Origin of the sequence: Streptomyces sp. NPDC003247 (assembly GCF_042888135.1) — a bacterium.
Lineage (GTDB): Bacteria > Actinomycetota > Actinomycetes > Streptomycetales > Streptomycetaceae > Streptomyces.
This window is the reverse complement of sequence record NZ_JBIAPF010000001.1, coordinates 285,104-304,461: the sequence shown is the minus strand read 5'-3', so window position 1 is coordinate 304,461 and position 19,358 is coordinate 285,104. Positions and strand designations below refer to the sequence as shown.

At 72.6% G+C, this 19,358-nt stretch carries 16 protein-coding genes and 1 pseudogene; 5 read left to right on the top strand and 12 right to left on the bottom strand.

All coding sequences use genetic code 11. The features are described 5' to 3' along the window. Positions 1-179 precede the first annotated feature (179 nt). The 4 genes from ACFYWQ_RS01290 to glnA form a co-directional block, all read right to left on the bottom strand. Positions 180-3,560 (bottom strand): hypothetical protein, encoded by a 3,381-nt coding sequence (locus ACFYWQ_RS01290; protein WP_389511687.1) that lies wholly within the window; start codon positions 3,558-3,560, stop codon positions 180-182. Between the two features lie 122 nt (positions 3,561-3,682). Next, on the bottom strand, positions 3,683-4,174 hold the full coding sequence (locus ACFYWQ_RS01285; protein WP_389511686.1) for a hypothetical protein: 492 nt from the start codon (positions 4,172-4,174) through the stop codon (positions 3,683-3,685). A gap of 230 nt (positions 4,175-4,404) precedes the next feature. Next, a complete protein-coding gene (locus ACFYWQ_RS01280) occupies positions 4,405-4,818 on the bottom strand; it encodes a hypothetical protein (protein WP_389511685.1) in 414 nt (137 codons plus the stop codon). Positions 4,819-5,253: 435 nt separating this feature from the next. Next, entirely contained in the window at positions 5,254-6,663 is a 1,410-nt protein-coding gene (glnA, locus tag ACFYWQ_RS01275) for a type I glutamate--ammonia ligase (RefSeq protein WP_389511684.1), read from the bottom strand. A gap of 219 nt (positions 6,664-6,882) precedes the next feature. Between glnA and ACFYWQ_RS01270 the strand changes: the two genes are divergently transcribed. Then, positions 6,883-7,350 carry an RDD family protein gene (locus tag ACFYWQ_RS01270; RefSeq protein WP_389511683.1) on the top strand — a complete coding sequence of 156 codons (468 nt, stop codon included), beginning with the start codon at positions 6,883-6,885 and terminating at the stop codon, positions 7,348-7,350. An 82-nt stretch (positions 7,351-7,432) separates the two neighbouring features. Here ACFYWQ_RS01270 and ACFYWQ_RS01265 read toward each other — a convergent pair whose 3' ends face one another. From ACFYWQ_RS01265 to lipB, 4 genes are all read right to left on the bottom strand, one after another. After that, entirely contained in the window at positions 7,433-8,134 is a 702-nt protein-coding gene (locus ACFYWQ_RS01265) for a DUF4191 domain-containing protein (protein WP_389511682.1), read from the bottom strand. A 69-nt stretch (positions 8,135-8,203) separates the two neighbouring features. Continuing rightward, positions 8,204-8,410 (bottom strand): hypothetical protein, encoded by a 207-nt coding sequence (locus ACFYWQ_RS01260; RefSeq protein WP_389511681.1) that lies wholly within the window; start codon positions 8,408-8,410, stop codon positions 8,204-8,206. A 271-nt stretch (positions 8,411-8,681) separates the two neighbouring features. Continuing rightward, positions 8,682-9,647: a lipoyl synthase gene (gene lipA, locus ACFYWQ_RS01255; protein WP_389511680.1), complete on the bottom strand. Its 966-nt coding sequence runs from the start codon at positions 9,645-9,647 to the stop codon at positions 8,682-8,684. Between the two features lie 136 nt (positions 9,648-9,783). Then, entirely contained in the window at positions 9,784-10,581 is a 798-nt protein-coding gene (gene lipB, locus ACFYWQ_RS01250) for a lipoyl(octanoyl) transferase LipB (RefSeq protein ID WP_389511679.1), read from the bottom strand. 238 nt (positions 10,582-10,819) lie between these two features. On the opposite strand from lipB, the gene ACFYWQ_RS01245 reads away from it, so the two are divergent. Both ACFYWQ_RS01245 and ACFYWQ_RS01240 read left to right on the top strand, forming a co-directional pair. After that, entirely contained in the window at positions 10,820-12,361 is a 1,542-nt protein-coding gene (locus ACFYWQ_RS01245) for a regulator (protein WP_389511678.1), read from the top strand. A 9-nt stretch (positions 12,362-12,370) separates the two neighbouring features. Next, positions 12,371-12,551, top strand: a pseudogene (locus tag ACFYWQ_RS01240) (cobyrinic acid a,c-diamide synthase); the annotation flags it as partial. Positions 12,552-12,609: 58 nt separating this feature from the next. Here ACFYWQ_RS01240 and ACFYWQ_RS01235 read toward each other — a convergent pair. From ACFYWQ_RS01235 to ACFYWQ_RS01225, 3 genes are all read right to left on the bottom strand, one after another. Then, positions 12,610-14,049, bottom strand: a complete 1,440-nt coding sequence (locus ACFYWQ_RS01235; RefSeq protein ID WP_389511677.1) for an NAD(P)/FAD-dependent oxidoreductase — start codon at positions 14,047-14,049, stop codon at positions 12,610-12,612. 167 nt (positions 14,050-14,216) lie between these two features. Continuing rightward, the gene (locus ACFYWQ_RS01230) at positions 14,217-15,110 is read right to left on the bottom strand and encodes a TIGR01777 family oxidoreductase (RefSeq protein WP_389511676.1); all 894 of its coding nucleotides are present in this window, start codon (positions 15,108-15,110) and stop codon (positions 14,217-14,219) included. A gap of 316 nt (positions 15,111-15,426) precedes the next feature. Continuing rightward, positions 15,427-16,611: a MarP family serine protease gene (locus tag ACFYWQ_RS01225; protein ID WP_389511675.1), complete on the bottom strand. Its 1,185-nt coding sequence runs from the start codon at positions 16,609-16,611 to the stop codon at positions 15,427-15,429. A gap of 283 nt (positions 16,612-16,894) precedes the next feature. Between ACFYWQ_RS01225 and ACFYWQ_RS01220 the strand changes: the two genes are divergently transcribed. Next, complete coding sequence (locus tag ACFYWQ_RS01220; protein WP_389512844.1) at positions 16,895-17,779, top strand: peptidoglycan recognition protein; 885 nt, start codon at positions 16,895-16,897, stop codon at positions 17,777-17,779. After that, the gene (locus ACFYWQ_RS01215; RefSeq protein ID WP_389511674.1) at positions 17,776-18,030 is read left to right on the top strand and encodes a hypothetical protein; all 255 of its coding nucleotides are present in this window, start codon (positions 17,776-17,778) and stop codon (positions 18,028-18,030) included. Before ACFYWQ_RS01220 ends, ACFYWQ_RS01215 begins: the two co-directional genes overlap by 4 nt. Before the next feature lie 24 nt (positions 18,031-18,054). Here the strand turns inward: ACFYWQ_RS01215 and ACFYWQ_RS01210 are convergent, their stop codons facing one another. Continuing rightward, a complete protein-coding gene (locus ACFYWQ_RS01210) occupies positions 18,055-18,573 on the bottom strand; it encodes a DUF4240 domain-containing protein (protein WP_389512842.1) in 519 nt (172 codons plus the stop codon). Positions 18,574-19,358 lie beyond the last annotated feature (785 nt).

Genomic DNA, 19,358 nt, shown 5'->3' with positions numbered 1-19,358 from the left:
CCCGATCCGGCCGCCCGTCAGCGCCGGGGAGGTGTTCTGCACCAGCCTCGCTCAAGCGCTGTACGGTGCCACCCACCGCCTCGTCGACGGCTGTTCCCAGCTCATGAAGATGGCTCCTGATGGCGTCGTCGTCATCATGGAAGGACGGGCAGCGGTTGTCCGTCGTAGTCGATTGGCCGTCAGTCGCAAGTGGCGCGGTAGGGAAGCGAGGGGAGGTACTGCTGCCACTGTCGGCGGTTCAGTGGGTCAGTGTTCGCACAGATCTGTTGGACTGACTGGTCCACTTCCAGGGGCCACAGCCGTGCTGTGTTGTCCTGGCCGGCGGTGGCGAGGGTGTTGCCGTCTGGCGTGAACGCCAGTGAGGTGAGTTCAGCGCTGTTGACGGCGAGGGGCTGGCCGATGGCCGCGGGCATCGCCAGGTCCGTGACGTCCCATAGGCGTGCGAGGTTGCCTGCGGTGGCGAGGGTGTGTCCGTCGGGGCTGAAAGCGACTGTCCGGATGGGCCCGTTGGAACCAGTCAGCGGCTGGCCGATGGGGGAGGGATGATCGTGGTCGGATATGTTCCACAGCCTGACCGTGCCGTCGCCGGGGCCGTCGGCCACTCCGGTGACGGTCACTGTGGCGAGGGTCCGGCCGTCCGGGCTGAAGGCCATGGCGCCGGCGCCGCCGGTGAGGGGCGGCCCGGAGCGGAGGGGGCGGTCCGGATCGCTCACATCCCACAGTTGCGCCGTATATCCGGAGTAGCGTCCCGCGACGGCCATTGTGTGCCCGTCAGGGCTGAACAACGCTGTGGACCAAGCGCCCGCTTCACCGGCCAGAGGCTGGCCGCGCAGTCGGGGGCGGGTGGGTTCTGACATGTCCCACAGCCTCACGCTGTTGTCGCCGCCGACGACACCGGTAGCGGTGGTGGTGGCGAGGGTGAGTCCGTCGGGGCTGAACGCCACTGAGTTCACACCGGCGGAGAAGTTCGTGATCTGAACGACGGCGGTCGGCTGGGCCGGCTTCGAAAGGTTCCAGAGGGTTACGAGCTTGTCGTCGTAAGCGGTGGTGACGAGCGTGCGGCCATCCGGGCTCAGCGCCATGGCGGAGACGGTGCTGTCGGAAGCCCGGAGTCGGCCGACGGGGGTGGGGTGGGTCGGATCCGTGGTGTTCCACAGGCGCACCGTGTGTCCGTCGGCGGTAGCGAGCATGCGGCCGTCAGAGCTGAACAGCATCGAGGAGATGGCATCAGCGTGGTCGGTCAGCAGGGCGGTGGGCAAGCGCCACAACCGCACGGTGTGGTCCCTGCTGGACGTGGCGATGGTGTGGCCGTCCGGAGCGAACGCCACAGAGGAGATCGTGGCGGTGTGGCCGTCCAGGGATGGGCCGAGCGGCGCGGGGCGTTCGGGGTTCGCGAGGTTCCACAGCCGCATGTTCTGGTCGGCGGCAACGGCGAGGATGCGGCCGTCGGGGCTGAACGCGATCGAGCGGACGGAACCGGTGAAGCCTGTCAGCGGGGTGCCGCTCACCATTGCGGCGTGGGCCGGGTCCGTCACGTTCATCAGCCTCACATTGCCCGTGTCACCCATGACGAGGGTGCGATGGTCCGGGCTGAACACCATCGAACTGACCGCGGACCCGATGTGGCCGAGCGGCACAGCGTGCGCGGGGTCCGCGATGTTCCACAGGCGTGCGCCGTCCTCCACGGACGAGGTGGCCAGCGTGCGGCCGTCCGGACTGAAAGCCACGACGTTCACCGCTGACGAGTGGTGCAGCGGCCGGCCCAGCGGGACGGGGCGGGAGGGATCCGTGATGTTCCACAACTGCTCGTCGTTGACGCTGCTGCTGCCGGTGGCGAGGATACGACCGTCGTGGCTGAACCGCACCGGGTTGCCGCTGGGAGTGTGCGGAAGGGCCGTTCCCAAGGTTCTCGGTCGGGCCGGGTCTGTGACGTCCCACAGCTGAACGGTGTCCGCGGTGCCCACGCCGGAGGTGACGAGCGTGTGTCCGTCTGGGCTGAACACCACTGAGCCGACATTGTGAAGGAGCCGGACGGGCCGGCCGAGCAGGACAGGTTGCGCGGAGTCGGCGGTGCTCCAGATCCGGAGCATGCCCTTGCTGCCGTCGTCGTACCCGACGGCAGCAAGGGTGTGGCCGTCGGGGCTGAACGCCACCGCGTGGACGCTGCCGGAGAAGTCGTTCACGACGGTGGAAAGCGGCTTGTTCGCGTCCTCGATCAGACGCGCGTAGAGATCGCTGGTGGGGCGGAGACGGTACGCCTCGACATCGAGTCTGGCAGCGAGCGACGGATCGTCGGCGCGTAGCTGATCGGCTCGTGCGGTGGCCTGGCCGGCCAGGACGCTCTGCTCCCGGTCGCGGGCGAGATCCCGCTGGTGGAGTGCGAGCCCACCGACCGTCAAACCGGCGAGGACGAGTGCCACGACGGCAAGACGGCCTAAGCGGAACTGGCGGGCGTATCGGTCGGCTTCGCGTAGGTCGGAGGCGAACCTGACGTCGCCGGGACGGGGGGCCGCAGCGACTGTGAGGCGGTTCGCTTCCGGTGCCACCAGACGAAAGTTCTTGCGACGCGCAGCAAGCAGCTTGGCATCCATCTCGGCGACCCGGAGCAGACGGCCGTCCGCGTCGAGAGCGCCCGTCACCGCTGTCCGCGGGCGTAGCCCGTGGAAGACATCGCGGAACCAGGCCGTGCCCGGCCGTCGCGACGACGGGTATCGCAGCAGCGCCCGCAGACCGAGCGCGAAGGCAGCGCCGAGGGAGGGACCCTCGATCCGATCCGGGGCGGCGGCCTCGTCGGACAGGACGAGTCTCCAGAGCACGCAGCGTCCCTCACGCCGTGGGCCGGCAAGCCGCCAAGCCTCGCCCAGTGCTGCGGCGAACTGGCTGTTCGGACTACGCACCCCATCCATCGTCCGAGGGTCCGGAAACAGCCCCTCTGGTCCCGGGGGGAACTCGCGCAGCTCCAGGGTTCCGGTGACGCCTTCGGCGGCGGCGACCCCGCCGCCCGATCCGGACACGCGGCCGAAGACCACGGGGAGCCGTATCGTGGGGCGAGTTCGTGGAGCGACGCCTCCCAACATGAGCGCGGCTATCACGAGAAGCCCCTCGGCGGCTGAAGAGCGTTCGCCCTCAGCATCCTCACACAGCTGATGACTTCGTTGCAGCAGTGCGTCGATGTCGCCGGCCACGCGGGGTGAGAGCTCGGTGAGTCGCTTGCCAGAGGGTTGCGCGGGACCGGGCGCGGCCTCCGCGCACAGCAGGTGACCGCCCTCCCACGCGTCCAGCACTCGCAGCAGCCCAGCGTCCTGCTCCTGGGAACCTCGCTCCGCCGCGACCAGTGCTCTGGCCAGCAGAAGGGGGTGATCGACCCGCGACGCTGCCGCGTGTTCGGCATCCGGGACATTGGCTGCCAGCCAGATACGCAATTCTTCGCAGTCTCGGCTGGTGAGCCACTGCGGATCGTCACGGACCGCTTCACCACAACAGTGCCACCACAGCGCCGATTCGCCCAGCAGCTCCCTGACCGCGGCCTGCGGGCCGGTGGAACGCTTGAGTACCTTCACAACCGCGGCCCTGGCGGCAAGGCTTGAGTGGGCCCCCCGCAGGCGCCGAGGTACGCGGCGGGTCCTCTCCGAGCGGGGCTGGCTCCGGGGATTCAGACCCGGGCCGGATTCCGATGCACCAGTCACCCCAACGCCTCGCCGATGGCGCTGCGCATGCCCTCGTCCGAGATGCGCTCCCGAACGCAGCGCCACGCGTCGCGAGTTGCGTCATTGAGTGACGCGCCGACCGACAGCTCTATCGCTGTCCGCTCCCACACGCTGTCCCGCCCCACTGAAGCCGGCATGGACGCCGTCCACTCCTCCCCCGAGAAATCCGGAAGCCGCACGTAGGAGGCGGCAAGACCGAAAGGTCCTCGCACCACCGGTACGAGCAGCACCCGCTCCGGACCCTGTGCGCTGGTATATCTGACTGCCGTCATCAGAGGAACGCCCTCAGGGACGCCACACACAATGAGCTCCAGGCTGTACTCAGGGGCGGAGTTCCCGTGGCTGCGTACGAGAAAGCGCACCGTGCCGTCTGGAGACAACGCCTCCAACACCACGGCGTCGTCGCCCGCGGCAGCCAGGCCGGCGACCTGCGGAAGCCGCGGAAGAGGGAACCAGCCTGGGTTCATCGGCCCGGAGCCAGGCCGGGCGACTGGAATATCGCCGGTCGGCGGTGGCTGACTCGGGGGCGGTACCAACGGGAGAACAGGCACAGCGGGCAGGCCCACGCCGATGAACGACGCCCAGAACCGCTGCGCAAGCGTGTACGCGTTTCGTGTACGTGCTCCTGCCGCAGGGCGGACGATGACGGGGCCGCCAGTGAACGAGCGCCAGGAACGGCGGGCCACCGATCCGACCGTCACGACGCCGTCTCCCTTCGAACGGGGAGGGTTTCCTCCGGAGTGACCGGCTCGGCAAGTGCACCCTGCACTTCTGCGCCGGGCGGGCGCAGAGCCTGCATCGGTGTGGTCGCCCGACCGATCTGGGCCAGCAGGGCGGGTGCGGACGCACCCACGGTCACCGCTGCGTAAATGCCAGTGACCTCGGTGTGAAGCAACCACCCGGCCGCGCCTCCCAGCGCGACACGCACGAGCGCGGCGAGCGAGTCCGCCAGCGGATCCATGTACCTACCGAGCGGTGGAAGCGGGTCGTTGGTCGCCCGTGCCTCGTATCGCGCCTGCTGCCAGCCGTGCAGACGACCGTAGGCCACGACTGCCTCGGCGATCAGACCTCCACCCGCGCCGGCTCCCACGGCTTCGATCCACGTCAGCATCAACCCACCCCAGACGAATGCGTGTCCCCGGTGCTCGGCAGCAAGCCAGCTTACGCCTTTCGCCGGTCTGTCAAACGAGCTTTGGGTGGCTCTGCCGTTCGGCCGTGCGCTCGAGGACCTTGTCGGTGATCGTGGAGTCCCGTTCGCCGGGACGCGACCGTGACGATCGCTACGACGCCCGACACGACGGCCGTGTGCACGGATGCCTTCCACCACGAGGGCACGGCCCTGGTCAGGAGAACGCGGACGATCTTCGCGAAGACGCCAGCACCACCGGCGCACCGTCAGGCTTCAAGATCATGCTGCGCGGCCGTTGCGCAAGGTGCTGAAAACCAGAAGTGGGCGGCGATGGATCGTGAAAGTGCATACTCACAAGTCAGGACAGAAAAAGCGGTGTGGGGCCCCTTGTCTCCAAGGGGCCCCACACCGCGTCTGTCACACGTCGAAGTACAGCTCGAACTCGTGCGGGTGCGGGCGCAGCTGCAGCGGAGCGATCTCGTTCGCGCGCTTGAAGTCGATCCACGTCTCGATCAGGTCCGGCGTGAAGACGTCGCCCTGGAGGAGGAACTCGTGGTCGCGCTCGAGCGAGTCGAGGACGGCCGGGAGGGAGGTCGGGACCTGCGCGACGTTCGCGTGCTCCTCGGGCGCGAGCTCGTAGAGGTCCTTGTCGATCGGCTCGGCCGGCTCGATCTTGTTCTTGACACCGTCCAGGCCCGCGAGCAGCAGGGCCGAGAAGGCCAGGTACGGGTTGCCGGAGGCGTCGGGCGCGCGGAACTCGACGCGCTTGGCCTTCGGGTTCGAACCCGTGATCGGGATACGCATGGCCGCGGAGCGGTTGCGCTGCGAGTACACCAGGTTGACCGGCGCCTCGAAGCCCGGGACCAGGCGGTGGTAGGAGTTCACCGTCGGGTTGGTGAAGGCCAGCAGCGACGGGGCGTGCTTGAGGATGCCGCCGATGTAGTAGCGGGCCATGTCCGACAGGCCCGCGTAGCCGGCCTCGTCGTAGAACAGCGGGGAGCCGTTGCTCCACAGCGACTGGTGGACGTGCATGCCCGAGCCGTTGTCACCGAAGATCGGCTTCGGCATGAAGGTCGCGGTCTTGCCGTTGCGCCAGGCGACGTTCTTCACGATGTACTTGAAGAGCTGGAGGTCGTCGGCCGCGGCGAGCAGCGTGTTGAACTTGTAGTTGATCTCGGCCTGGCCGGCGGTGCCCACCTCGTGGTGCTGGCGCTCGACCTGGAGGCCCGACTTGGCCAGCTCCAGGGAGATCTCGGCGCGCAGGTCGGCGAAGTGGTCGACCGGCGGGACCGGGAAGTAGCCGCCCTTGTAGCGGACCTTGTAACCGCGGTTGTCCTCCAGCGCACCGGTGTTCCAGGCGCCGGCCTCGGAGTCGATGTGGTAGAAGGACTCGTTCTCCGAGGTCTTGAAGCGCACGCTGTCGAAGACGTAGAACTCGGCCTCGGGGCCGAAGTACGCGGTGTCGGCGATCCCGGTCGACGCCAGGTACGCCTCCGCCTTCTTCGCCACGTTGCGCGGGTCACGGGAGTACTGCTCGCCCGTGATCGGGTCGTGGATGAAGAAGTTGATGTTGAGGGTCTTGTCGCGGCGGAAGGGGTCCACCCGCGCGGTCGACAGGTCGGCGCGCAGGGCCATGTCGGACTCGTGAATGGCCTGGAAGCCACGGATCGACGATCCGTCGAAGGCGAGCTCCTCGTCCGGGTCGAACGCCTCGACGGGCAGCGAGAAGTGCTGCATGACGCCCGGCAGGTCGCAGAACCGGACGTCGATGAACTTGACGTCCTCGTCCGCGATGAACTTCTTGGCCTCGTCGGCGTTCTGGAACATCCAGCTCCTCCTACTCCCGGCCGGCGGGCCGGGGTGGTAGTTCGTTCGTGCGGCCAGTGCGGTGGCACACGCTGTCGTCGACCCTAGGGACGGGTGATTTCTCGTGCGTGACCCATTTGTTTCGCAGAAGTTAACCGGCCCGGCTTCCACGGTAGCTCGGTCACACGGTCCCGCACCCCTCCGTCCGCCGGGCATATGGGTGCGCAGTACCGTGGACGGGTGGACAACAGGCAAGCAATCGGATCGTGGCTCTCCGGCCCGCGCGCGGCCATGGAGGAAGCCGGTGCCGACTTCGGATACCGGGGCGAGCAGCTGGGTCTGCCGGAGGAGGGACCGGGCTCGATCGCCCGTCCGGGCCGGCGCGTCGGCGCCCTTGCGGTGGACTGGGGCCTGTGCCTCTTGATCGCATACGGTTTGATCACGGACGGCTACGGCCCCGCCACCGGCAACTGGGCCCTGCTGATCTTCCTCGTGATGAGTGTGCTGACGGTGGGTACGCTCGGTTTCACTCCGGGCAAGCGCCTGTTCCGGCTGCGCGTGGTCGCCCTGGACACCGGCACCGTCCATCCCGTCCGCTCCGCCCTGCGCACGGTCCTGCTCTGCCTCGCCGTCCCCGCGCTGATCTGGGACCGCGACGGCCGCGGCCTCCACGACCGGCTGGCCCGCACGGTCGAGGTGCGTATCTAGGACGGCGTACCGCGGAGGGTGTGGCGTACGACGAAGGGGGCGCCCGGAGTGATCCGGGCGCCCCCTTCGGGTGTCGCGGGGTTCAGCGGGCCTTCGGCCCGCCCTTCGGCAGGCGCATGCCCTTGGGCATCGGGCCCTTCGGCAGCGGCATGTTGCTCATCAGGTCGCCCATGGCGCGCAGCCGGTCGTTGGTGGTGGTCACCTGCGGGCCGGTCAGCACGCGCGGCAGCTTCAGCATGGTGGTCCGCAGCTTCTTCAGCTCCACCTGGCCCTCGCCGGTGCCGACGATCAGGTCGTGCACCGGGACGTCCGCCACGATGCGGTTCATCTTCTTCTTCTCGGCGGCCAGCAGGCTCTTCACCCGGTTCGGGTTGCCCTCGGCGACCAGGACGATGCCGGCCTTGCCGACGGCCCGGTGCACCACGTCCTGGCTGCGGTTCATCGCCACCGCCGGGGTCGTCGTCCAGCCCCGGCCGACGTTGTCCAGCACGGCCGCCGCGGCGCCCGGCTGGCCCTCCATCTGGCCGAAGGCGGCCCGCTCGGCCCGCCGGCCGAACACGATCGCCGTCGCGAGGAAGGCGAACAGGAGGCCCAGGATGCCGAGATAGATGGGGTGGCCGATCAAGAAACCGATCGCGAGGAAGACACCGAAGGTGACGATTCCGACAGCCGCGAGTACAAGACCGATCTGCTTGTCGGCCTTGCGGGTCATCTTGTAGGTCAGGGCGATCTGCTTCAGTCGCCCGGGGTTCGCGGCGTCTGCCGCCGTGTCCTTCCTCGCCATGTCACGCAGTCTACGTGTCCCCGGGAGGACCCACGACGGCAGTGCCCGGCAGCGAGGGGCCGGGGCAGGTCAGGGGCGGGCGGAGCCGACGCTGACCGCTTCGAGGACGCGCTGCGCCTCGACCCGGTCCTTGGCGCGGCGGCGGTCCTCCAGGACGGAGTTCCAGGCGTTGCGCCGGGCGGTGCGCTGGCCGCCGCTCATGAGCAGGGACTCGACGGCGCGCAGGGCGTCGGTGAAGGAAGGGATCGCGGTGGCGCGAACGGGCGCGGCCTGCATGATGGGGGTCCCCCTCGGGCGGCATGGGTCACGGGTGTACGTGGTGTGATACCAACGTCACTGATTGGTGTTACCAGGGCGTGACCGACCGGTCAAACACCAATGAAGCCTCGATGTGGGGGGCCGAAATGCTGATGCGGCCCTGCCGGGCGCCCTCATCAGGGAGGACGGCCGGGACCGCGTCATCTCGGCCGCTACTGGCGAGTAGCCGCTTGTGCGCGAATTCACACGCGCCCCGCGGACGGTGCGGGGCGCGGCGGGTGACGGAGCGTCAGACGGCCTGGGCGGCGATGAAGGAACCGCGCTTCTCGACGGCCATCTGGTACAGGCGCCCGGCGCGGTAGGAGGACCGTACCAGCGGGCCGGACATCACGCCCGAGAAGCCGATCTGCTCGGCTTCCTCCTTCAGCTCGACGAACTCCTGCGGCTTGACCCAGCGCTCCACGGGGTGGTGCCGGACGCTCGGGCGCAGGTACTGGGTGATGGTGACGAGCTCGCAGCCGGCGTCGTGCAGCTGCCGCAGCGCCTCGCTGACCTCCTCGCGGGTCTCGCCCATGCCGAGGATCAGGTTCGACTTGGTGACCAGACCGACGTCGCGCGCCTCGGTGATGACCTTGAGCGAGCGCTCGTAGCGGAAACCGGGGCGGATCCGCTTGAAGATCCGCGGGACGGTCTCGACGTTGTGCGCGAACACCTCGGGCCGGGCGGAGAAGACCTCCGCCAGCTGCTCCGGGACGGCGTTGAAGTCGGGGGCCAGCAGCTCCACCTTCGTGCGCCCGCCCTCGCGCTCCGCCGTCTGCCAGTGGATCTGCCGCACGGTCTCGGCGTACAGCCAGGCGCCGCCGTCCTCCAGGTCGTCCCGCGCCACGCCGGTGATGGTGGCGTAGTTCAGGTCCATGGTGACGACCGACTCGCCGACGCGCCGCGGCTCGTCCCGGTCGAGCGCCTCGGGCTTGCCGGTGTCGATCTGGCAGAAGTCGCAGCGCCGGGTGCACTGGTCACCGCCGATGAGGAAGGTGGCCTCGCGGTCCTCCCAGCACTCGTAGATGTTGGGACAGCCGGCTTCCTGGCATACGGTGTGCAGCCCCTCGCTCTTCACGAGGTTCTGCATCTTCGTGTACTCGGGACCCATTTTCGCCCGGGTCTTGATCCACTCGGGCTTGCGCTCGATGGGGGTCTGGCTGTTCCGGACCTCCAGGCGCAGCATCTTGCGTCCGTCGGGTGCGACTGCGGACACATCGGCTCCCTGTAGCTTCGATTCTTCGGCGTCCCCCAGGGTACGCCCGTACGTTTTCGGTCCCCGCGGTGGGCAACCCGCCGGGCCGGGGGAGCATTCCCCCGCGGCCCCGGCGTGACGGGGAAGACATGTCCGGCTAGGCGGAGGCCCGTTCCACCTCCCGCGGCTTCAGGTCCGCGTTCCCCAGGACGTCGGCGAGGTGGCGTTCGACGACCGGCAGGACCTCCTCGATGGTCACGTCCCGGCCGAGCTCGCCGGCGAGCGAGGCGACCCCCGCGTCCCGGATCCCGCACGGGATGATCCGGTCGAACCACTTGTTGTCGGGGTTCACGTTCAGCGCGAAGCCGTGCATCGTGACGCCCTTGGCCACCCGGATGCCGATCGCGGCGATCTTGCGGTCCTCGCGGCGCTGGCCGGCGTTGGAGGGGGCGTACTCCGGGCCGTTCAGGCGCGGGTCGAACTCCTCGTCGGTGAGCCGGGGGTCGAAGTCCAGCGAGAGACCGCCGAACGACGGCCGCCGCTCCACCGGGTCGCCGAGCACCCACACCCCGCTGCGGCCCTCGACCCGGGTGGTCTCCAGGCCGAACTCCGCGCAGGTGCGGATGAGCGCGTCCTCCAGGCGCCGCACGTGCGCCACCACGTCCACCGGGCGCGGGAGCTTCTGGATGGGGTAGCCCACGAGCTGGCCCGGACCGTGCCAGGTGATCTTGCCGCCGCGGTCCACGTCGATCACCGGCGTGCCGTCCAGGGGGCGCTCGTCGTCGGCGGTGCGCCGGCCGGCCGTGTAGACCGGCGGGTGCTCCAGCAGCAGCACGGTGTCGGGGACCTCGTCGGCGAAGCGCGCCGCGTGCACCCGGCGCTGCTCGTCCCACGCCTCCTGGTACTCGACCGCGTCCGCTCCGAATCCCCAGCGGACGAACCGCACCTCACTCACGGCAAGCGCCTCCCTCGGCAACGGGTGTATCGGGCACGCAGCGCGCCCCCGCCACTGTACGTCCGGCCCCGCGCGTCAGCTTGGGAGTCGATCCTCACACGATCGGATGAATGAATGTCGAGATATGCAATCGCGCGCTTACGCTCCGCTACATTCGCGCCGTTCACGAGGCCATTAGGGCTGCTCACAGGCAATCCAGGCACTTCAGGGGCCTGGAAGGCAGGAGACCGCACCGCAGATGACGGAACGACCCGCGCAGCGCACTCCCAACCGCCAGCTCGCCGCGCTCATCGCAGAAGCGGGCTTCTCCAACGCGGGTCTGGCCCGGCGCGTCGATCAGCTCGGCCTCGAGCACGGGCTGGATCTCAGATACGACAAGACGTCCGTCACCCGATGGCTCCGCGGTCAGCAGCCCCGCGGCACCACCCCCGCCCTCATCGCCGAGGTCTTCACCCGCCGCCTGGGCCGCCGCCTGACCGCGCAGGACCTCGGCCTGGACGCGTGCGCCCCCGTGTACGCGGGGCTGGAGTTCGCCGGGACCCCCGAGGAGGCGATCGACATCGTCGGCGGGCTGTGGCGCAAGGACTCCGGCAGCCACGCCGAGCTGCGCAAGATCGCCTTCACACCGGCCGGTCTCGTCGTGCCCAGCCGGGACTGGCTGATCGGCCGGGCCGACGAGAGGGTCGCCCGCGCTCCCGGGGAGCCCCCCGCCCGGGTGCCGGCGCAGGCCCGCCCGTCCGGCCAGGCCGCGCCGGCCGCGTCGGCGCCGGCCGGGCCGGTGTCCGGCAGGGCCGTTCCGCCCAGGCCGCCGGCCCCGTCCGGCCACGGCGCGTCCGGCGTGCCCCGGCAGCGCGCCACCACCGAGCGCGGCCCCGGCCAGCGCGTCACCGGCGGCGACATCGCCGCCCTCCGCTCGGTGGGCGAACTCTTCCGCACCCTCGACGACATGTACGGCGGCGGCCACGCCCGCCAGGCCCTCGTGCGCTACCTGGAGCACGAGTGCGAGCCGATGCTGCGCGGCACCTACGGCGAGCAGGCCGGCCGCCGTCTGTTCGGCGCCGCCGCCGACCTCACCCGCCTCGCCGGCTGGACCTCCTTCGACATCGCCGCGCACGGCCTGGCCCAGCGCTACTTCGTGCAGGCGCTGCGGCTCTCCCAGGCCGCCGCGGACCGGGCGTACGGCTCCTTCGTCCTGGTCACCATGAGCCGCCAGGCCGTCTACCTCGGCCACGGCCGCGAGGCCGTGCAGCTCGCGCGCGTCGCCCAGCAGGGCGTCGGCACCAACGCCCCGCCCGTCGTCCAGGCGCTGCTGCACGCCGCCGAGGCGCGCGGGCACGGGGTGCTGGGCGAGGTGCGGGCCTGCACCGCGTCCCTGGTGCGGGCCGAGCGCGCGCTGGACGCGGCCAAGGCGGGGGACGAGACGCCGTTCTGGGCGCGGTTCTTCGACGAGGGGCAGCTCGCCGACGAGTTCGGGCACTGCCACCGGGACCTCCAGCAGTTCCGTGCCGCGGCGCAGCACGCGGAACGGTCCCTCCAGCTCCGTCCCGCGGCCTACGCCCGCAGCCGCCTGTTCTGCCGGGTCGTCCTCGCCTCCGCCCGCCTCGGCCTCGGCGAGCTCGACCAGGCGTGCCATCTCGCGGCGGAGGCGGCGGGACAGGCGGCGGAGATGCGGTCGGTGCGGGCGGTGGAGTACGTCAAGGACTTCGAGCGCCGGCTGGAGCCGTACAAGGACGCGGCGCCGGTGCGGACGTACCGGGACAAGGTGGCCGCGCTGGGGTAGGCGGCGGGAGTCTCCTCGCCCCCGCCGTCCCTTCCCGTCCCGTCCCCGGGGGGCTGCCGTCCCCCGGACCCCCGCTTCGGCCCTGGACGGGCCTCGTCCTCAAGCGCCGGACGGGCTGGTTCGCCGGGCCGGCCGGTGCCGACCGGGCTGGAGCGGGTCTCCGGGGGCGCCTCATGCCGCCGCAGGCGCTTGTTCGGCCTCCGGCCGTCTCATGCGACCTCCGGCCGTCTCAGCCGCCTCCGGCCGTCTCATGCCGCCCTGCGGGCCGTCGGCAAGGGGTCTGCGGCGTGCATCGGGCTTGCCGCGCCGAGGTCGGACAGGATGGCCGCCGACGCGCGGTGGGCCGAGTGGAGGGCGCCCTGCACGGTGCTGGTGTCGCGGTGGTCGCCGCAGACGTAGAGGCCCGCCAGCAGGCGTACCGGGCGGCGCAGGTCGTGCGGGGCGCGCATGGTGGGGACGGCCTCGGGGGTGTGGTGCACGGCCAGCGTCTCCCAGCGGGCGGTCGAGGTGCCGTAGAGGCGGGCGAGGTGCAGGCGGACCGCGGTGTCGACGCCGGGCGGAGGTGCGCCGAGGACCGTGGACGTGACCAGGGTGCGGCCGGCCGGAGCGCGGCTGGGGTCGACGCGGCTGGTCACCGTCGTGTGGGCGACGGGGCCGCCGCGGTCGGCGTCCAGGAGCAGCGAGGCGCCGGTCGACGGGGGCTCGTCGGTGGTGTGGTGCAGGACCGTCACCGGGTGGAAGTCGGGCACCCGCAGCCCGGGCAGCAGCTCGGCGGCGGTGCGCGCGTCGGTGGCGACCAGGACCGCGCGGCAGCGGAACGTGCCGTGCTCGGCGGTGGTCACCGAGGTCGTGGAGACCGAGGTGACCCGTACCCCGGTGTGCACGGTGCCCGGCGGCAGGGTCCGCGCGAGCAGGTCCGGCAGCACCTCGGCCCCGCCCTCCGGCAGACACAGCCGTCCGGCCGCGAAGGCGCGCAGCGCGAGGTCCGCGCACCGGCTCGACGTGGTGAGGTCCGGGTCGCACAGCAGGGCGGCGAGCAGGGGCCGCAGGAAGCCGTCGATCGTGCGGGCGGGCAGCCCGCGGGCGGCGAGGGCCTCGGCGGCCGGTGCCTCCCGGCGGCGCAGCAGCCGTTCGGCGGGGGTGGCCGCGAGCCGGGTCAGCGCCGCACCGAGCCGGGCCTGGTCCACGGCGGTGCCCAGCGGGGCGCCCGCCCGGACGCGCGGCGGGACCACCGTCTGCCGGGGCGCGCCCGGCCGCCTGCCGGGCAGCGCGGCGACCGCGCGGGAGGCTCCGGCGCGCGACCTGGGCAGCGACCCCGGCCTGGGGGCGCTTGCGAGGGCGCGTACGGCATGGAGTGCGCCCCTCGCGCCTCCCGCGCCCGCTGGTGCGCCCGCGCGGTGGTGGCGCCCGTCGCTGTGCAGCAGCACCCCGGGGGCGAACGGGCGCAGGACGAGCGCGCCCAGCCCCGGGGTCAGCGCCAGTTCGGGATACGCCGTGGACAGCAGCTGTCCGATGCGGTCGAGCCGGAAGCCGTCGACCTTCTCGGTCGCCATACGGCCCCCCACGCAGGGGGCGGCCTCCAGGACCACCGTCGTCACTCCTGCGCTGTTCAGCCGTTGGGCGGCGGAGAGGCCGGCGACCCCGGCTCCCACCACGACGACGTCTGCCTGGTACGCGGGCTCAAGCACGTGCCCCTCCTCGCCTCGAGGTTGCGCGGCCGGTGGAGACGTGATGCCCCCATCGGGCGTCCGGAATACCCGAGTTCGGATCGAGGGTAGGGCCGTGATCGGTCGGGAACAGTCGCGCATGAGCAGGGCACGGTCGCACAGCGGTCGCATGCGGTCCCGGTGGGGTGTCAGGCGGCCCGCAGGGCGTCCTCGATCCCGGGGAACGCAAAGGTGAACCCCGACGTCAGCAGCCGCTCGGGCACCACCCGCGCACTGCCCAGCACATCCCCGGCCATCTCGCCGAGCACCGTCCGCAGCACCGGCGCCGGCACCGGGAACAGGGTCGGCCGGTGCAGCACCCGCCCCATCGCGGCGGTGATCTCCCGGTTCGTCAGCGGCTCGGGAGCGGTCAGGTTGAACGGCCCCGACAGGTCGTCGCGGTCCAGGAGGTGCCGGACCGCCGCGACCTCGTCGTGCAGCGAGATGTACGACCAGTACTGCCGCCCGTCCCCCATCCGCCCGCCCAGGCCCGCCCGGAACAGCGGGAACAGCCGCCCCCACGCCCCGCCGCCCCGCGCCACGACCAGCCCGGTCCGGGGGAACACCGTCCGTACGCCCGCCTCCCGCGCCGGAGCCGCGGCCGCCTCCCACTCCACGCACAGCTCGGGCAGGAAGCCGCTCCCGGCGGGGGCGCTCTCGTCGACGACCCGGTCGCCGGTCTCGCCGTAGATGCCGATCGCGCTGCCGTTGACGAACACCCGCGGCGGCCGGTCCAGCGCGGCGACCGCCCGCGCGAGAGCCGCCGTCCCGTGCACCCGGCTGTCGTGGATGCGCCGCTTGTACTCCTCCGTCCAGCGCCGGTCGCCCACCCCGGCGCCCGCCAGGTTCACCACGGCGTCGCACCCGGCGAGCCCGGCCGTGTCCACCCGCCCCCGCTCGGGGTCCCAGCGCACCTCGTCCGAGCCCCGGGGCGCCCGGCGCACCAGGCGCACCACCTCGTGCCCGTCGGCGGTCAGGGACCGCACCAGGGCGCTGCCGATGAGACCGGACGCGCCGGCCACCGCGATTCGCGAACGTTCCATGCCGCCATCCTGCCCGCCGCCCCCGGCGGACCGGGGCCGGGACCCGCTGCCCGGGCCGCAGGGTGACCCGCAGCGACCACGGGACCGGGGCAGGTACCCGCTGCCGGGGCCGCAGGAGGGTGACCCCCTGCGACCACTTGGTCGCCGAGTCCGGCGGCCGCGTCGCCGGCCGCATCCGCCTCGGTCCCCCAGCCGCTCGCCGCCCCGGGCACGTGTGCGATCCCCGGGCACCTGTACCGGCCCCGGGCCTCGCCGTCGCCAACGGTCCCAGGGGCCGGGGCGTCGGGCGCGCGCTGTCCCGGTGACCCGCGGGCGGTCACGACGTGACCGGCTCGCCCGTGTCCACCGCGGCCGTCGCCGTCGCCGCCCGCTGCGCGTCGCCGGCGACCTCGGCGGCCGTCAGCACGTACCCCGTCTCGTCGTCGGAGGTGGAACGGGCGAAGACGACGCCGTACACCCGGCCGTCGGTGGTCAGCAGCGGACCGCCGGAGTTGCCGGGGCGGACGAGGGAACGGATCGCGTGGATCTCCCGGGTGACGGTGGCGTCGTTGTAGATGTTCCGGCCGGTCGCCTCGATCCGGCCCGCGACGGTCGCCGCCCTGAGGTCGAGGTCGCCGTCCTGCGGATATCCGGCGACGACCGCGGCGTCCCCGCGGGAGGCCGTGTCGTCGAACCGCAGCACCGGCGCGCCCAGCCCCGCCACGTACAGCACGGCCACGTCCCTGTCCGGGTCGAACAGCACCACCCGCGCCGTGTAGGAGCGGCCCACGCCGCCGACCCGCACGGTCGGCTCGTCCATGCCCGCCACCACATGGGCGTTGGTCATCACCCGCTCCCGCGCGTACACGAACCCGCTGCCCTCACGGCCCTGGCCGCCCGAGACGCCCTCGACCTTCACCGTGCTCCGCCTGGCCGCGTTCGTCGCGCTCGCCGTGACGCTGTCGCCGGTGGGCTCGGCCACCTGGGCCGTCGACTCGTTCTCGAACGGGTTGAAGACCTGCGGGAAACCCGCCTCGGTCAGCGCGGACGTGGCCCGCGAGAACCACCCCGGAGTGGTCTCCGGCATCACCTCCTGCACCGCTCCCAGCAGCCGCGAGTCCCTGATCGCCGACGTCACGACGGCCGACGAGGACACGCCCAGCACGCTGGCCGCCACCCACGCCACGATCAGCACCGCCACCGCGTTGGCCACCGCGCCGCCGGCCCCGTCCGCCACCCGCAGCGGACCCCGGTCGAGCTCCCGGCGCAGCCGCAGCGCCAGCCGCCCCGCCAGTTCGTGCCCCACCGCCGCCGGGGCCAGCACCGTCAGCACCGCGGTGACCGTGGCCGCCGTGGTCCCGGCCGCCACCAGGTCCATCACCCACGGCAGCACCCACACGCCGACCACCGCGCCGCCCACGAACCCGGCCAGCGAGACACAGCCGGCCACCAGACCGCGCCGGTACCCGGAGCCGGCGTACGCCAGGGCAACCAGCACCAGCAGGATGTCGAGCAGGTCCACTCGGCCGCCTTCCTCTCGGACCCTCCCGTACGTACGGGACGGCCCCGCTGATCAACTGTGCGTCGCCCGCACCCGCGCGACCGGCCGGACCGGCCCGCCCCGCGTGCCCGTACCCCGAGAACGCCGCGGCACGGGACGTCGGTTCCGCCAGGTGGCACAGCACACATCGCGGGGGGAGCGGAACCGGCCGACAGTGGGGACCATGCGTGCCATCCGACAGGTCCTCCGCCGCGCGCGGGAGACACGGGCGCGGCGCCCGGTGGCGGTGCCGGGCCCCCTGCTCGTGCTCCTGGGCTGCCTGCCCGGCCTCTCCGCCGGCGCGGCCCTGGCGCTGTGCGCGCACGGCGTCGAGCGCACCGCCACGGCCGCCCCGGCCGCCCGCACCGCCCAGCCGTCCGGGAACCGCCCCGCGAACCCGCACACCGCCGCCCGGCCCCGCATCGTGCCCCGCGCGGCCTGGCTCGCCGAGCTCTCCCGGCGCGCACAGCCGCCCCCGCGCTACGACGACCGGGTCGTCGCCGTGTTCGTCCACCACACCGACTCGCCCAACGGCTACGACTGCGCCGACGCGCCCCGCATCATCCGCCACCTGTACGCCGGCCAGACCGGCGTCCGCGACTGGGACGACATCGGCTACAACTTCATCGTCGACCGCTGCGGAACCGTCTACGAGGGCCGGGCCGGCGGCCTCGACCGCCCCGTCACCGGCGCGCACACCCAGGGCTTCAACCACCGCACGGCCGGCGTCGCCGCGCTCGGCACCTTCACCGCGGGCATGCCGGTCCCGCAGGCGATGGTCGACGCGATCGCCGCCGTCGCCGCCTGGAAACTCGGCCTCTCCGGCGTCGACCCGCGCGCCGACGTCCACCTGACCTCCAGCAACAGCCACAGCCGGTACGCCGCCGGAGCCACCGCGGCGCTGCCCGCCCTCGCCGGGCACAAGGACGGCTTCATGACGAGCTGCCCCGGCGCGGCCCTCAGCGCCCGCCTGCCGGAGATCCGGGAGAAGGCCGCCCGGCTACAGGGCAGGACGGCCCGGACGGTGCGCACGCCCCGGACGGCCCACGCGTTCACAGGAACGCCTCAGGTGGCGTTCAGACTCCTCCCATCACCGCCCCCTACCGTCGAGTACGACACGAACCGAACCGACTGGAGGCGGGGAACATGAACAGCAGTCGCACGGACAGCACGCGGACGGCCGCCGGGACCGTCGCGGGGGACACCGGCTGGACCCGGGCCGTCCGCAGCCCGTGGACGGTGGTCTGCGCCGTCGCCGCGGTCGTCCTGGGGCCCGCCGCGGCCACCGCGTCCGCCCTGGAGCAGGCCAACAACGCGCCGCTGCACCACACGGCCGAGGCCTCGACGCAGCAGGCGTACATCCCGGCGGACACCACCACCCGCCGCCGCGCCGCGGCCTGAACCGGCCGCGGCGCGGGCCGGGGCTCACTCCTTGAAACGCTCCCACAGCCGCGGGTACCGCTCGGCGAGCGCCCCCTCCTGCTCGAAGTCGACCGGCGTGCCCTCGGGCTCCGCCGGGGCGGGCGCGATCCCCAGGTCCGGGGCGACGGTCCCGGTGAGCTGCTCGTAGGCCTCGTCGGCCGCGTAGCCCAGCTCCTCGCCGTCGCCGTCGATCTCCTCGTCGAAGTCGTCCAGCAGGTCCGCGAGCGCGTCCGGATCGTGCACGGCCCCCTCGTAGACCTCCCGGCCCTGCCCGATGAGCCAGCACCGGAAGTAGTCGAAGGCGTCGTCGCTGGCCCCGTCGAGCAGCACCCAGGCGGCGCCCCAGAGGTCCCAGGTGTACGCCCGGTTGTAGCGGGCCTCGAAGTGACGGGCGAAGTCCAGGACCATGTCCGGTTCCAGCCGCAGGAGCCGGTCCAGGAGCAGGTCGGCCTGCTCCTCGGGGTCACCCCCGGCGGCCTCACGCGTGGCGTCGACCAGCTCCCAGAACTCCGTCTCGTCCATCACGCGTCCCAGCATCCTGCCTGCACGGGCACCCCGCACCCCGGAGTACCCACACCCCCCGCACCCGGCACCGCACACCCGGTGACACCACCCCGACCGAACGGCCGACCGCCGCCCGCCCGGCGAGGCAGCTCCGGCGTGCCGCTCCGACCCACGTCCGGCGGGGCCGTTCCGGCTGGTCCGCCGGCCGGTGCGGTGGCCCGCGCTCCGGGGGCGCGGCACGGACCGCGGGGCGGCGGCCGCTGCCCGCCGGCGGGGCCGCTCCGGCGTACGTCCGGCGGGGCCGCTGCGGTACGTCCGGCGGGGCCGTTCCGGCTGGTCCGCCGGCTGGTGCGGTGGCCCGCGCTCCGGTGGCGCGGCACGGACCGCGGGGGCGCGGCACGGACCGCGGGGCGGGGGCCGCCGCGGAGCCGGCCGCACCGCGTCCGCGCCGAGAGCGGGCCCCGAAGGGGCCGGGCTGCCTCCGGCCGGCGGGGCGGCTGCGGGCGCCGGGCTGTCTGTCGTACGGGCCGTGCGTGCCGTGTCCGCGTCGAGAGCGGGTCCCGAAGGGGCGCGGCGGATCGTCCAGGGCGCGGCCCGCTTGCCGGGAGGCGGCCTGTGGCCGGTCGGCCGGGCTGCCTCTGGTCGGCGGGGCGGCTGCGGGCGCCGGGCTGTCTGTCGTGCGGCGGTGCGTGCCGTGTCCGCGTCGGGAGCGGGTCCCGAAGGGGCGCGGCGGATCGTCCAGGGCGCGGCCCGCTTGCCGGGAGGCGGCCTGTGGCCGGTCGGCCGGGCTGCCTCTGGTCGGC

Bases quoted from the DNA above. Each gene is read 5' to 3' on its own strand.
- ACFYWQ_RS01285 (WP_389511686.1), bottom strand. From the start codon at position 4,174: ATGAACCCAGGCTGGTTCCCTCTTCCGCGGCTTCCGCAGGTCGCCGGC.
- ACFYWQ_RS01280 (WP_389511685.1), bottom strand. From the start codon at position 4,818: ATGCTGACGTGGATCGAAGCCGTGGGAGCCGGCGCGGGTGGAGGTCTG.
- glnA (WP_389511684.1), bottom strand. From the start codon at position 6,663: ATGTTCCAGAACGCCGACGAGGCCAAGAAGTTCATCGCGGACGAGGAC.
- ACFYWQ_RS01265 (WP_389511682.1), bottom strand. From the start codon at position 8,134: ATGGCGAGGAAGGACACGGCGGCAGACGCCGCGAACCCCGGGCGACTG.
- ACFYWQ_RS01260 (WP_389511681.1), bottom strand. From the start codon at position 8,410: ATGCAGGCCGCGCCCGTTCGCGCCACCGCGATCCCTTCCTTCACCGAC.
- ACFYWQ_RS01245 (WP_389511678.1), top strand. From the start codon at position 10,820: ATGACGGAACGACCCGCGCAGCGCACTCCCAACCGCCAGCTCGCCGCG.
- ACFYWQ_RS01230 (WP_389511676.1), bottom strand. From the start codon at position 15,110: ATGGAACGTTCGCGAATCGCGGTGGCCGGCGCGTCCGGTCTCATCGGC.
- ACFYWQ_RS01215 (WP_389511674.1), top strand. From the start codon at position 17,776: ATGAACAGCAGTCGCACGGACAGCACGCGGACGGCCGCCGGGACCGTC.
- ACFYWQ_RS01210 (WP_389512842.1), bottom strand. From the start codon at position 18,573: ATGGACGAGACGGAGTTCTGGGAGCTGGTCGACGCCACGCGTGAGGCC.